The organism is bacterium (assembly GCA_035945995.1).
Taxonomy (GTDB): domain Bacteria; phylum Sysuimicrobiota; class Sysuimicrobiia; order Sysuimicrobiales; family Segetimicrobiaceae; genus DASSJF01.
Map to the genome: position 1 here is coordinate 1 of DASYZR010000131.1, position 14,285 is coordinate 14,285.

At 71.8% G+C, this 14,285-nt stretch carries 10 protein-coding genes; 3 read left to right on the forward strand and 7 right to left on the reverse strand.

Going from position 1 to position 14,285, the window contains the following annotated elements; all coding sequences use genetic code 11:
• Nucleotides 1-837 (forward strand): hypothetical protein (locus tag VGZ23_14930; GenBank protein ID HEV2358884.1); only part of this gene is annotated, 837 nt, incomplete at its 5' end.
• Nucleotides 838-876: 39 nt separating this feature from the next.
• On the opposite strand, the gene VGZ23_14935 is transcribed toward VGZ23_14930, so the two are convergent.
• From VGZ23_14935 to VGZ23_14965, 7 genes are all read right to left on the reverse strand, one after another.
• Nucleotides 877-2,013 (reverse strand): serine hydrolase domain-containing protein, encoded by a 1,137-nt coding sequence (locus VGZ23_14935; protein ID HEV2358885.1) that lies wholly within the window; start codon nt 2,011-2,013, stop codon nt 877-879.
• Between the two features lie 13 nt (nt 2,014-2,026).
• Nucleotides 2,027-3,247 carry an anhydro-N-acetylmuramic acid kinase gene (locus VGZ23_14940; protein ID HEV2358886.1) on the reverse strand — a complete coding sequence of 407 codons (1,221 nt, stop codon included), beginning with the start codon at nt 3,245-3,247 and terminating at the stop codon, nt 2,027-2,029.
• Nucleotides 3,247-4,149 carry an N-acetylmuramic acid 6-phosphate etherase gene (murQ, locus tag VGZ23_14945; protein HEV2358887.1) on the reverse strand — a complete coding sequence of 301 codons (903 nt, stop codon included), beginning with the start codon at nt 4,147-4,149 and terminating at the stop codon, nt 3,247-3,249. Before murQ ends, VGZ23_14940 begins: the two co-directional genes overlap by 1 nt.
• A gap of 31 nt (nt 4,150-4,180) precedes the next feature.
• Nucleotides 4,181-4,990, reverse strand: a complete 810-nt coding sequence (locus VGZ23_14950; GenBank protein HEV2358888.1) for an ABC transporter permease — start codon at nt 4,988-4,990, stop codon at nt 4,181-4,183.
• An 89-nt stretch (nt 4,991-5,079) separates the two neighbouring features.
• Nucleotides 5,080-6,030: an ABC transporter permease gene (locus VGZ23_14955; protein ID HEV2358889.1), complete on the reverse strand. Its 951-nt coding sequence runs from the start codon at nt 6,028-6,030 to the stop codon at nt 5,080-5,082.
• Nucleotides 6,031-6,075: 45 nt separating this feature from the next.
• Complete coding sequence (locus tag VGZ23_14960; GenBank protein ID HEV2358890.1) at nt 6,076-7,599, reverse strand: ABC transporter substrate-binding protein; 1,524 nt, start codon at nt 7,597-7,599, stop codon at nt 6,076-6,078.
• On the reverse strand, nt 7,596-8,144 hold the full coding sequence (locus VGZ23_14965) for a GNAT family N-acetyltransferase (protein HEV2358891.1): 549 nt from the start codon (nt 8,142-8,144) through the stop codon (nt 7,596-7,598). Before VGZ23_14965 ends, VGZ23_14960 begins: the two co-directional genes overlap by 4 nt.
• 74 nt (nt 8,145-8,218) lie before the next feature.
• Between VGZ23_14965 and nagA the strand changes: the two genes are divergently transcribed.
• Nucleotides 8,219-9,364 (forward strand): N-acetylglucosamine-6-phosphate deacetylase, encoded by a 1,146-nt coding sequence (gene nagA, locus VGZ23_14970; GenBank protein ID HEV2358892.1) that lies wholly within the window; start codon nt 8,219-8,221, stop codon nt 9,362-9,364.
• 387 nt (nt 9,365-9,751) lie between these two features.
• Complete coding sequence (gltB, locus tag VGZ23_14975) at nt 9,752-14,242, forward strand: glutamate synthase large subunit (protein HEV2358893.1); 4,491 nt, start codon at nt 9,752-9,754, stop codon at nt 14,240-14,242.
• Nucleotides 14,243-14,285 lie beyond the last annotated feature (43 nt).

The following is a 14,285-nucleotide window of genomic DNA, read 5'->3' on the forward strand; positions in this document are numbered from 1 at the left end:
CGGACAATTCGGGTCTGGAACCGGCCGCCTGTCATGGGCCCGGGAGTCTACGAGCCGACATTCAGCAGCCTCGCCGTCGATCCTACCGGGAGGACGGTGATAGTTGGGTTTAACGTGGCGGAGTCGCAGAATATGGTGGCGATCATCGATGCGGCGGCGGCCACGGTCGTGTCCGAGATCCCCGGAAGCGGATATCCCGGAGCCGTCGCCTTCGATCCATCGGGGGAGCGCGCTTACGTCTCTGACTTCGATAAGGGAAGGGTGTCGGTCCTCGATCTCGCAGGCCGCACGGTCACCGCGACGATAAAGGTTGGAGACACACCAGGCGGCTTGGCAGTCGCTCCGTCAGGCAAGGATGTCTACGTCGCGAATTCCGGAAGTGGAACGGTCTCAATAATAGATACGGCCTCGGGCCGCGTTGTGGCGACGACAAGGCCGTGGTCACTGACCATGCCTCCGGACTCCCCGGGGATCGGAGCCCGCGCATCCTATGGCCTGGTCCTGCTGGTTCTGATCGCCGGACTTACGCTCAGGTATTTGATGCCCACGGCGCATGGTGCACGGGTCGTCTTGATCGCCATGACATTCGTCTCCGGAGTGTCATTCTTCTTCTCCTTCATCACCGGATACTTAATTGCGCCGGGAGGCTTTGGCCTTGAACACGGCCTCTGGCGGCTCATAATTATTGCTTCCGCCGGCTTCGGCCTCGCGATCGTGTCTCCCGCATCCATGATCAGTTCATGGCTATTGTTCAAGAGGGGGGATTACCGTCTCGCTGCGTTGACGAGTCTCGCACCTTTGATGAACATTGTCGCCATCGTAGTCTTCTTCCTTTGATCGATTTTGATTCGATGGAAAGCATGGGTATAGCGGGGCTTAGGTGATCGCGGCGGCGACCGCCGCGGCGACCGCCGGCCGCAGGGTGAGAATGCCGGTGCGGTCGCGTCCGAGATGTACCGCGTTGGAGAGCAGCACGATCGCCAGATCGCGCGGCGGATCGATCACGATCGCCGTGCCGGTGAACCCGGTGTGACCGAACGCGCGCGGGGAGAGCGCGTCGCCCCACCAGCCGTGGCTGCCGGTAAGCGCCCACCCCAGGCCCCGGCGGCCGGGCGGAGGGGTCTCGGGCGTGATCGCCTCTCGCACCAGCGCCCGCTCGAGCACGCGCCCCCGCGGTCCCCGGCCGTCCGCGAGCCACATCCGCGCATAGCGCACGAGGTCGTCCGCGATCCCGAAGAGCCCCGCGTGGCCCGAGACGCCGCCCATCCCGTGCGCGTTGCTGTCATGGACTTCTCCCCAAATCAGGTAGCGGCGCCAGGTATGACGGTGTCCCGCCTCCGCCCACTGCGGGTCGTCGGTCATGTGCTGTTCGATCGCGGTCCCGTCCTCCGTCGGGGCGATCCGCGCCCTGTCGCCGGCGCCGCCGCCGTGCACGTCGCCGCCGGCCGCGGGCCGGTAGCCGGTCTGCGTCATCCCGAGCGGCGCAAAGACGCGGCGCGCGGCCAGGACGTCGAGAGGTTCTCCAAGCGTGCGCCGGGCGATCTCTCCGAGCAAGATGAACCCGATGTCGCTGTACGTGACCTGGGCTCCGGGCCGGGCCACGAGCGAGGTGGCCGCGGCCCGCCGCACGATCGCCTCGGCACCCGCCGCCTCCAGGTAGAACGGAATCCACGCCGGCAGTCCCGACGTGTGCGTCAGGAGATGCCGGATCGTCACGTTGTGGTGCGGGCACTCTGGCAGGTGCGCCGGGACCGGGTCGTCGAGGGCGAGCCGGCCTTCCGCCACCCCTTGCAAAATCAACGGCACCGTCGCGGCGACCTTGGTCAGCGAGGCAAGATCGTAGATCGTGTCCGGCGCGGCCGCCGGCGCGCCGGCGCGCGCCGCGGTCCGGCCGGCCGCGTATCGCACCGCGACCTCGCCGCGCCACAGCACCGCGAGGACGGCCCCCGGATACGCCGTCCCGACGCCGTCCCCGAGCACACGGACGGCCTCAACAAAGCGATCCGCGGTCACCGGGCGCGCCGCGTCACAAGGGGTCCCGGTGCGGCGGGGGCCAGGTCCACGTGCCGAGGATCGCCGCGTATGCCGCGCCGGTCACCCGCGGCAGCGCGCCGGGGCGGCCCATCAGACTCGCATGCCCCAGCAGCGCGAAGGCGAGCGCTTCCTTCGCATCCCCCGGGATCCCGAACTCGTCGATCCGCCGGACGCGAATCGGTGCCACGGCCCGCGCGAGGCGGTCCATCAACACGGGATTGTGCGCGCCCCCGCCCGAGACGATGAGCTCGTCGATCGCGTGCCTCGGCGTCACGTAGCGCGTGATGTTCCGGGCCACCGCGCCGGCGGCGAACGCCGTCGCGGTGGCCACGAGGTCATCGGTCGGCAGGTCGCCCCACCGCGACAACAGCGCGCGGAGATAGGCCTGACCGTACTGTTCGTGGCCGGCGGTCTTGGGCGGCGCGGCCGCGACGAAGGGATCGCGCATCCACTCGTCCAGGACCTCGGTCCGGACCGTCCCCCGCGCGGCGCGGCGCCCGTCCCGGTCGAACGTTTCCGCCCCGCCGCTGAAATGCCCCACCAGGCCGTCGATCACCATGTTGGCCGGCCCGCAGTCGAACGCGTAGACGTCGTCGCGCCGGGGATTCGCCGGCAGGACCGTGAAGTTCGCGATGCCGCCGAGGTTGAGCGCGATCCGGCCGCGCGGCCCGCCGAGCAGCAGCAGGTCCGCGTAGGGAACGAACGGCGCCGCCTGTCCGCCGGCGGCGATGTCCGCGGCGCGGAAGTCGGCGACGACGGGGCGGCGGGTCCGGGCGGCGATGACCGCCGGTTCCGCGATCTGCAGCGTGGCGGCCCGGCCGAGCGGGTCCGCCGGGTCGGGCACGCCGACGTGCGCCACGGTCTGTCCGTGCGAGGCGATCAGGTCGATCTCGTCGAGGCGCAGGCCGGCCGTCCGGACCGTCTCCCGCGCCGCGTCGGCGAACAACTCGCCGACCAGGTAACTGAGTGAGGCGAGGGCCTGCGTGGTCAACGGATCCACGCACGCCCGCAGGACGCGCCGCCGCACTTCGCCGGGATAGGGCGACGATAGGAATCCGCGAAGGACGACGCCGGGGCGGTCGCAGTCGCGTCCCTCCCCGTCCGTGATCTCCGCGACGGCCGCGGCGATGCCGTCCGCCGACGTGCCGGAGATGAGTCCCACGATGCGTTTCGTCGGGCGGGCGAGGATCGCGTCGAGCCAGGGCCATGCCATCAAGACGCCTCGCCGAGCGCCCGGCGCAGCGACCCGCCGGCGCGCGCGAGCCGCGCCCGCGCCGCCTCCGCGTCGAGCCCCAGCCGTAGCATCAGGATCGCAACCCGCGCGTGGCCGCCGGAGGCGGCGAGGGCTGCCGCGGCGCGATCTTCCCCGACCCCGGCCGCCGCGGCCACGATGCGGGCCGCCCGCCGGCGCAACTTCGCGTTCGTGGCGCGCAGGTCGATCATGAGGTTGCCGTACACTTTGCCGAGGCGCGCCATCGCGAGCGTGCTCAGCATGTTGAGGACCAGCTTCTGGGCGGTTCCGGCCTTGAGGCGGGTGCTGCCGCCGATCACCTCCGGGCCGACGAGCGGCGTGATCGCGAGGTCGCACGCGGCTTCGAGCGAGGACCCGCCGTTGCACGCGATGCCGGCGGTCCAGGCGCCCCGCTCCCGCGCCCGGCGAACGGCGCCGACGGTGAACGGGGTCTCACCGCTCGCCGCGATCCCGACCACGACGTCGGCCCCTCCCACGCCGCGCGCGTCCATTTCGGCGGCCCCGGCCGCGGCGTCGTCTTCCGCGCCTTCGACGGCCTCCACGAGCGCCCGCGGCCCGCCGGCAATGATCGCCTGCACCGTCTCGGGCGCGGTGCCGAAGGTGGGCGGACACTCCACGGCGTCGAGCGTCGCGAGGCGTCCGCTCGTTCCCGCGCCCACGTACAGCAGCCGCCCGCCGGCTTCGAGGGCGGCGCCGATGCGCGCGACGGCGGTCGCGATTGCGGGGAGCGTCGCCGCGACGGCCTCGGGGACCCGGTGGTCCTCCGCGTTCATCAGGCGCGCCTGTTCGAGCACCGGCAGCAGATCGAAGTCGCGGGTCGCCGGGTTGGCCGCTTCGGTGGCGCGTTCATCCTGCGGCATCATCCCATCTCCTTCCGCGGGCGCACCGTCCTCGTCACAGACGGAGCCGCGGATCGAGCACATCGCGGAGTCCGTCGCCGAGCAGGTTGAAGCCGAGCACGATCAGCGCGATCGCGGCCCCCGGAAAGACCGCGGTCCAGGGTGCAAGGACCATGAACCGCCGCGCCTCCGCCAGCATGTTGCCCCACGAGGGCGTCGGCGGCTGCGTGCCGAGTCCGAGGAAGCTCAGCGCCGATTCGGTGAGGATCGCGAACGACAGGCTGAGCGACGTCTGCACGATGAGCGGGGCGGAGATGTTGGGCAGCACGTGCCGGGCGAGGATCCGCACCGTCCCCGCTCCGAGCGCGTTCGCCGCCTCCACGTATTCGCGGCCCCGCGTTTCCAGCACGCTCGCCCGGGTCACCCGGGCGAACTGCGGCGTGTAGACGATCCCAATGGCCGCGATGACGTTCGTGACGGCGGTCCCCGCGACGGCCATGATCGAGATCGCGAGGAGGACCGCGGGAAAGGCGAAGATCACGTCCATCGTGCGCATCAGCACGTTGTCGAGGATGCCGCCCCGGTAGCCGCCGACGAGGCCGGCGAGCCCGCCGGCGCCGAGCGCCAGGATCACGGACCCGAAGGCGACCGCGAGCGACGACCGGGAGCCGTAGAGGAGGCGCGCCAGCAGGTCCCGGCCGAACTGGTCGGTGCCGAAAGGGTGCCCGGCTCCCGGCGGTGCCAGGAGCGACTGCGGCTGCATCTGGAGCGGATCGTGCGGCGACAGCGCCGGGACTCCGAGCGCCGCAAGCAGATAGGCGGCGACGATCGCGCCGCCGGCCACCGCGAGCGGCGTCCGCGCCATCCGGACGACGGCCGTCGCCCGCCGCCGGACCGGTCCGGGCTGCCGCCGGGCGGCGGCGGTCTTCTCGAGCGCGGACGTTGCCATCGGGCTCAGGCGTACCGCACCCGGGGATCCACCACCGCGTAGAGCAGGTCCACGGCGAGGTTGACGAGGACGAACAGCAGCGCGATAACGAGGACGACCCCCTGCACGACCGGGTAGTCGCGCTGGCCGATCGCCGCGAGCGCGAGCCGGCCCATGCCGGGGAGCGCGAAGACCTCCTCGATGACGACGGTCCCGCCCAAGAGGTAGCCGGCCTGGAAGCCGACGACGGTGATGACCGGGATCAGCGCGTTCCGCAGCACGTGCCGGTACAGGACCAGACGTCCGCGGAGTCCCTTGGCGCGCGCCGTCCGAACGTAGTCCTGTCCGAGCACTTCGAGCAGGGACGACCGGAGGAAGCGCATGATCACCGCGGCCAGCGCGATCCCGAGCGAGAACGACGGGAGCAGCATCACCGCGAGATTCTTCGCCGGGTCCGCAAAGAACCCGACGTAGATGCCGATCGAGGCGATCGATCCGGCGTTGCCCAGCACCAAGAGCAGCATGGTCGCGAGCCAGAAATTCGGGATGCTGAGGCCCGCGAGCCCGCCCAACTGGATGGCCGCGTCGGCCGCGGAGCCGCGCCGGAGCGCGGCCGCGATCCCGATCGGGACGGCGATCACAAGCGCGATGAGGAGGGCCAGCAGGGTGATCTCCGCACTGAGCGGCAGCCGCGCCAGGATGTCGGGGAGCACGGGGCGGCTCGTCCGCAGGGAGACGCCGAAGTCGCCCCGCAGCACGTGCCCGATCCAGTCCGCGTACTGCAGCAGCAGCGGCTTGTCGAGGCCGAAGAGCCGGCGGAGCTCGTCCATCTGCGCCGGCGTCATCGCCACCTGCGTGCCGAGGAACATCTGGATCGCATTCCCCGGCAGCAGGTGGACGAGCAGAAACACGACGATCGAGACGCCCCACAGGACGGGGACGAGCGTGAGGAGCCGGCCCGCGAGAAACGCGGTCACGCGGCCCGGCTCACGGCGTGAATCTCCGTCGCCCGGACGGCTCCGCTAGCGCTGGACGGACGTCTCCTCCAGGTAGGTGATCGCGCCCGTCGGCACGAGCCGGAAGCCCTTGACGTAGGGCTGGAGCACCTGCGATTCCATCGGCGTATAGAGAAAGACCGCGGGCGCCTGGCGCACCAGCTGGCGTTCCAGGTCGTGGTAGATCGGCGCCCGCTCGTCGACGGAGACGTGGACCCGGCCGCGATCGAGCAGCCGGTCGACGGCCGCGTCCTTGAACAGAAAGTTGTTGACCGCCCCGGTGCTGTAGAACGTGCGGTAGAGGAAGCGGTCCGGATCGGGATCGCCGCCGCGGAGCTCGACCATCGCGTCGAAGTCGCGCTTCACCCACAGGTTGATGTACTGTCCCCATTCGACGTTTTGAATCGTGGGGTTGAGGCCGGCGGCGCGCAGCTGACTCTGGATCACTTCGGCGACGGCGAGGCCCCCCTCATAGGTCGGCGAGGCGGTGATCGTGAACGATGCGCCGGCCGCGCCCGCCTGCTGAAGCATCTGCTTGGCGCGCGCCGGATCCGGCCGGTACTCCGGAAAGTCGCGCACCGGCAGGGCCCACACCTTGTCGGGTGCCGGGATCGGGCCGCTCACGACGCCCATGCCGAACTCCGCCGCGTTCACGATCGCCTGCCGGTCAATGGCGTAGGCGATCGCGTCGCGCACCCGCGGGTCGGTAAACGGCCGCCGGGTCGTGTTGAACGAGAAGATGCGGAGGTTCAGGCTCGGCGCCTGTTGGACGGCCAGGCCGCGGTCGCCCATGGCTTGCTTGACGACGCTGCCGTCGGAAATCGTCGCCATGTCGAGGCTGCGGCTCCGCACGCCGGCGAGCAGCGAGGCCTGCTCCGGGATCACCCGGATGACCACCTCGTCGACCTTCGGCAGGCCGCGCTTGAAGTAGCGGGGGTTCCGCGCGAGGCGCATATAGTTGTCCGGCACCCACTGCGCCAGCATAAACGGGCCCGTGCCCGCCTCGGTCTTCTGCAGATCGCCCGCGCGGAGGACCGCGGTCTTCTCCACGATCGAGGCGTTGCCGGAGGTCAGCCCGGAGAGGACGGAGGCAAGCGGGTAGGCGAGATGCAGCCGCACCGTATACCGGTCGACCGCGGTCACCCCGTCGACCGCGTCCAGGTACGACCGGGCCGGCGAGGCCGTCTTGGGATCGAGGATGCGCTGGATGGTGAAGACGACGTCGTCGGCCGTGAGTTCGGCGCCGTCGTGGAACCGGACGCCCCGACGCAGGTGGAAGATGTACGTTCGCAGGTCGGGCGTATCCCACGACTCGGCGAGGTCGCCGACGACGTGCAGGCCGGCGTCGTACCGGACGAGCCGGTTGTAGAGGAGGTCGATGCGCCGGAAGGAGGAGAAGGCCGTCACCTTGTTGGGGTCCAGGCCGACGACCTCCTGATCGACGCCGAGCGTCAGCGTCACGGGACCCGGCGCCGCGCCCGCGCGCAGGACCTGCGCCGGGATCGCGATCGCGAGTGCGAGGAGAAGCCAGGCGAACCTTCGTACCGTCATCGATCACCCCCTGGTCTGTCGCGGTCTCGAGCGCCGCCCCCGACGGGGGCAGGTCCTCCGGGCGCCCCTCGGGCGGGGGCGCGGATCGGACCGCGCGTCTTCCGGTAGAGCACCTCGGTGACGCCCGGCCGGACGTAGTCGGGCAGCTCGCCGATCCGCCGGTAGCCCCGGCGCTCGTAGAAGCGCCGGGCCCGGTCGTTCGCCGCGGTGACCAGCAGAAAGACGTTGGGCCCCGTCGCAAAGATCTCCGCTTCCGCGGCGTCCATCAGAAGCCGGCCGACCCCGCGCCCCTGCGCGTCCGCGGCGACGCCGACGGCCCATACGTACCCGCTGTGCCCGAAGGTGCCCCGCAGGAGATACTCGACGAAGCCCACGAGGCGCGCGCCGTCGTCCGCCACCTGTACCCGCGCGTCGCCGGCCAGCGCCGCGGCGAACGTCTCGCGCGCCTCACGCGCAGTCACGCCGTACTGCCGCCACAGCGGCAGCCCGGACATGATCGCCGCGCAGGCCTCCAGGTCCGCGGCGCGCAGCGGTCGAACCGTCACGGTCCTGAGTTCTCCGGTGCGCCGCGCCGCGCCTGCCGCAGGAAGCATCGCGCGCGGGCCGGAAGCACGCGGAGATGATCGTTTCCGCCGGCACGGTGCTCGCCGCCGACCGTGATCTCACCCCAGGCGTCGTCGTGATCGAAGACGGCCGCATTGTGCGCGTCTCCGCCGAGGCGGCCCCGAGGGGGGGCCTCTCGTTCCCCGACGCCACGCTGATCCCGGGCTTGATCGATCTCCAAGTCAACGGCGGCGCCGGCGTCGACTGCCTGCGCGCGGGGGCGGCGGCGTACGACACCCTCGGCCGCTACCTCGCGGCGACCGGCGTCACGGCCTACGTGCCCACGATCACGAGCGCGCCGCTCGAGGAGATGCGGCGCGCCGGGGAGATCGCCGCCGCGGCGATGCGCCGTCCGGGCGCGCTGCCGGAGATTCTCGGCGTGCATCTCGAAGGCCCGTACCTCAATCCGCTGCGCCGCGGCGCGCACCGCGCGCAGGATCTCCGGTCCCCGGACGTCGACGAGATCGCCGAGACCGTCCGCCGGCTCGAGGGCACCGTGCGGATCATGACCCTCGCGCCCGAACTGGAGAACGCCGAGCCCGCCGTCCGATGGCTCGTGGAAGCCGGGGTCGTCGTCGCGATCGGACACACCGACGCGGCCTTCGACGACGTGCAGGCGGCCGCGCGGTGGGGCGCGCGCCTCGTGACGCACCTGTTCAACGCGATGCGCGGCATTCACCATCGGGAGCCGGGCGCCGCCGGCGGCGCGCTCGTGACGCCGGCGCTTACGCTCGGCGTGATCGCCGACCTCGCGCATGTGCATCCCGCCGTGCTGGCGCTGACCGCGCACGCGGCCGGCATGAGCCGCGTGGCGCTCGTGACGGATGCGGTCTCTGCCGCCGGGATGGGCCGGGGGTCGTTCACCCTGGGGGCGCAGACGATCGACGTGAGAGACGGCGTGCCGCGGCTCCCCGACGGCAGCCTCGCCGGCAGCGTGCTCCAGCTGCACCGGGCCGTGCAGAACTTCGCCGGGGCCGCGGGCGTGAGCCGCCGGGACGCGGTGCAGGCCGCGTCGTTCACGCCGGCCAAAGTGCTCGGGCTGCACCGCCGGAAGGGCCGCATCGCCCCCGGAATGGACGCCGATCTCGTGGTGCTGGGGCGCGACGGGGACGTGGTGTTGACGGTTGCCCGCGGGCAGATCGCCTACCGGCGCGGATCGTAGCTCCCCGGACGCCGAACGTTTCTGCGGATTCCTTGACAAGCCTTCGGGAATCTGATACCAACGGATAGAGAGATAATCGCATATCGCTCACCAGCCGGCCCGGACGCCGGCGGGAGGGAGTGCGCCTAGGGTTCCGCGGCCCGGGAGCCGGCCAGGACCGAGCGGCGCAGGCGGCCTGTCACAGCCGCTACACCGTCGGGACAAAAGCCCGAGGGAGGGTTCCTCTTTTTGGACTCTCGCGCGGGCTTTTTTGTATACCCGCGGGCCGACGCGCTCAGACGTGTGTAGCAGCCCGTGCCGTTGATCCGGGCGGTCCTGGACGTTCTGGCTCACGCCGTAGGCGGCGTGTCGACGCGCTGGCCGACGCGCTCAGATAGGAGGCGACGGGTGGTGTCGGGTCTGCGCGACCCACGGTTCGAACACGACGCGTGCGGCACCGGGTTCGTCGCGACCACGGCCGGACGCAGCCACGCCGTGCTCGAAATCGCGCTCGAAGCCGTCACTCGCCTGACGCACCGCGGCGCCGTCTCGGCCGACGGCAAGACCGGCGACGGCGCGGGCGTGCTCACGCAGATTCCGCACCGGCTGCTGCTCCCCGATCTGTACCGCCTCGGCGTCCACGCGCCCCGCCACGCGGACCTCGGCGTCGCGATGGTATTCCTGCCGCGCGACGTGCGCGTCCAGGCGCGCGCGCGCGCGGTCATCGAGGACGTCGTCACGCGGGAGGGCCTCGTCTTCTTCGGGTGGCGGCCGGTGCCGGTGGCCCAGAGCGCGCTCGGCGCGCAGGCCGCGCGCACCCGCCCCGACATCCATCAGGCGCTCGTGGGGAGGCCGGAGCGGCTCGGCGCGGACGATTTCGAGCGGGCGCTGTACCTCGCGCGGCGGATCATCGAGCGCCGGCTCGAGGCGGAGCGGATCGACGGCACCTATATCGCCTCGTGCTCGCACCGCACGGTCGTCTACAAGGGCATGTTCGTCGCCCCGCAGCTCGCGCGGTTCTATCCGGACCTGCGCGACCCGCGGTACGAGACAGCGCTCGCGCTGTTCCACCAGCGGTACAGCACCAACACGTTCCCGAGCTGGCCGCTCGCGCAGCCGTTCCGGTTCCTCGCCCACAACGGCGAGATCAACACGCTCTCGGGCAACGTGACCTGGGCGGCGGCGCACGAAGGCCAGGCCCGCTCGTCCGTCTGGCGGGAGCGGATGCGCGACCTCCTGCCCGTGATCCAGCGCGGGGGCAGCGACAGCGCGATGCTGGACAACATGCTCGAGCTGCTCGTCCGGTCCGGGCGCGACACGCTGCACGCGATGATGATGCTCGTCCCTGAGGCGTGGGAGCATCACGCGGAGATGCCGGCCGAGGTCCGCGCCTTCTACGATTTTCACGCGGGGATCATGGAGCCGTGGGACGGACCGGCCGCGCTCGCCTTCTCCGACGGCCGGTACGCCGCGGCCACGCTCGACCGCAACGGTCTCCGCCCGGCCCGGTACGCCGTCACCGAGGACGGTTTGGTCATTGTCGCGAGCGAGGCCGGCGTCGTCGACTTGGACGCGACGCGCGTGGTCGAGAAGGGGCGCCTCGGTCCCGGGCGGATGATCGCCGTCGACACCGTCGCCGGGCGCATCCTGCCCGATGAGGTGATCAAGGCGGAAGCGGCCGCGGGGCGGCCGTACGGTGCGTGGCTGGCGAAGGAGCGGGCCCGTCCGGACGCGGCGGCGCGCGCCGTGAAGCCGGACCCTGCCGCGCCCCCTGACGGGGGCGCCGACAGGCAGCGCCGCATGGTGCTGTTCGGCTACACGCGCGAAGAGATCCAGCGCATTCTCCTGCCCATGCTCGGCGAGGCCAAGGATCCCGTCGGCTCGATGGGCGACGACACGCCGCCCGCGGTGCTCGGGGTCCGGCCGCGGCTCGTCGCCCACTACCTGAAGCAGCGCTTCGCACAGGTGACCAACCCCCCCATCGATCCCCTGCGCGAGCGACTCGTGATGTCGCTGCGCACGCTGGCCGGCGCGCGGCCGAGTCGGCTCGCGGAAACTCCGGCGCACGCCCGCCTCGTCGAGCTGGAGAGCCCGATTCTCGCGCCGGACGATCTCACCGTCCTTGCGGGTCTCGGCGACCGCTTCCGCCTCCGGACCCTCGATGCGGTGTTCCCGGCGGCCGAGGGGCTGGACGGGCTCGAGCGCGCGCTCGTGCGGCTCTGCGACGACGCCGCGTATCAGGTGGAGGAGGGGACGGCGTTGCTCGTGCTCTCCGACCGGCGGGCCGACGCGGCCCGCGCGCCGATTCCGGCTGTGCTGGCCGTCGGCGCCGTGCATCAAGCGCTGATCCGCCGCGGGGTGCGGATGAGCACGAGCCTCATTGTCGAAACCGACGAGGCGCGCGACGTCCACCACATCGCTCTGTTGATCGGCTACGGCGCGAGCGCCGTGTGTCCCGCGCTGGCCTACGACGTGGTGGCGGACGAGGGGCGGCGCCAGGGGCTCGCCCCCGCTGAGGCGCTGGACCGCTACCGCCGCGCGCTCGAAGCCGGTCTGCTCAAGATCATGTCCAAGATGGGCATTTCGACGATCAGCAGCTACCACGGGGCGGCGATCTTCGAAGCCGTCGGGCTGGAGCACGCGCTGGTGGAGTTCGCGCTCACCGGCACGCCGTCGCGGCTCGGCGGGATCGGCCTCGCCGAGGTCGGCGACGACACGCTGGCGCGCCACCGCGAGGCCTGGGCGGCGGGCGCCGTCCCGGGGCTCGGGGATCCGGGCATGTTCCGCTTCCGCAAGGGCGGCGACTACCACGCCTTCCATCCGAACGTCCTGCGGGGACTGCACCGGCTCACGCTCAACGGCGCCGAGGAGGACTACCTCGCGTACGCCTGGGAAGTCACGCACCGGCCGCCCACCGCGCTGCGCGATCTGCTCGAGCTGCACGGGCGCACCCCGATCGAGCTGCACGACGTGGAGCCGGCCGCGTCGATCGTCCGGCGGTTCATCGTGTCGTCGATGTCGCACGGCTCGCTCAGCCGCGAGGCGCACGAGACGCTTGCCGTCGCCGCCAACCGCCTCGGCGCCCGCAGCGCGAGCGGCGAAGGCGGGGAGGACCCCGCCCGGTACGCGCCGCGGCCGAACGGGGATTCGGCCAACTCCGCGATCAAGCAGATCGCGTCCGGGCGCTTCGGCGTCACCGCGGCGTACCTGGCCTCCGCGCAGGAGCTCGAAATCAAGATCGCGCAGGGGAGCAAGCCGGGCGAGGGCGGCCAGATCCCGGGGAACAAGGTCAGCGAGGAAATCGCCCGGATCCGGCGCTCGCAGCCCGGAATCACGCTGATCTCGCCGCCCCCCCACCACGACATCTACAGCATCGAGGATCTCGCGCAGCTTATCTACGACCTGAAGCAGGGCAATCCGAGCGCGCGGGTCTCGGTGAAGCTCGTCAGCGAGGCCGGCGTCGGGACGATCGCGGCCGGGGTGGCCAAGGCCTACGCCGACACGGTCCACATCGCCGGCTGTGACGGCGGGACCGGCGCCTCGCCGCTTGATTCGATCAAGAACGCGGGCGTGCCGTGGGAACTCGGCCTGGCCGAGACGCAGCAGACCCTCGTCGCGAACAACCTGCGCGGCCGGGTGCGCGTGCGGGTCGACGGGGGGCTCAAGACCGGCCGGGACGTCGTCGTCGCCGCGATGCTCGGCGCCGAGGAGTTCGGGTTCGCCAGCGCGGCGGTCGTGGCGCTCGGCTGCGTGATGGCGCGGCAATGCCACCTCAACACCTGCCCCGTCGGCATCGCCACCCAACGGGACGACCTGCGCGCCAAGTTTCCCGGGACGCCGGAGCGCGTGATCCGCTTTTTCCTCGGTGTGGCCGAGGACGTGCGGCGCATCCTCGCGTCGCTCGGCTTCCGCTCGGTCGACGAGATCGTCGGACGCGCGGATCTGCTGCGCGTGCGCGCGGACCTCGCCTCGGGCCGGGCGCGCCGCCTCACGCTCGCGCCGATCCTCGCCGATCCGGACCCGTCCGGCACGCGGGCCCGCCGCCAACGCCAGGACCGCAACGACCGGCCCGGGACGCCGTATGACGATCACATCCTGCTCGAGATCCGCGACGCGATTCTCGACGGCCGGCCGGTCGACCGCGAGTTCGGCATTACAAACGGCGACCGGGCGGTCGGCGGCCGCATCGCGGCGGCGATCGCCCGGCGGTACGGCGACGCCGGACTGCCGGACGGGACGATCACCCTCCGCTTCTCCGGGACCGCGGGCCAGTCGTTCGGCGCGTGGTGCGTGTCCGGCATGCGCCTCGTGCTGACGGGGGAGGTCAACGACTACGCCGGCAAGGGCATGACCGGCGGGGAACTCGCGATCCGGCCGCCGGAGGTTCTGCGGGCCGCGTCCCACCGGCACGTGATCGTCGGGAACACCGTGCTGTATGGCGCGACGGGCGGACGGTTCTTCGCCGCCGGCCGGGCCGGGGAAAGGTTCGCGGTCCGCAACAGCGGTGCCGTCGCCGTCGTCGAGGGCGTGGGCGACCACGGCTGCGAGTACATGACCGGCGGCGCGGTGGTCGTGCTCGGCGAGACCGGACGGAATTTCGGCGCCGGCATGACCGGCGGCATCGCGTTCGTGCTCGACGCCGACGGACGGTTCACCCGGCGCTATCATCCCGGGCTCGTCACCGCGCAGCGCGTGGACGACCCGGCAGACGCGGCGCGGCTCCGCGGGCTGGTGCTGGCGCACGCGGAAGCGACCGGCAGCGCCCGGGCCTGGGCGCTGCTCGACGAGTGGCGCTCGTGGCTGCCGAAGTTCTGGCGGCTCGTGCCGAAGGACACACCGGCGCCGGCGGCCGGGCCGCGTCCGGTAAGCGCGCCGGCCGGAACCGTCGAGCGCGGCTGACCGCGGGCCCCGAGCAGGGGCCGATTTCCGCACCGCAGAAAAC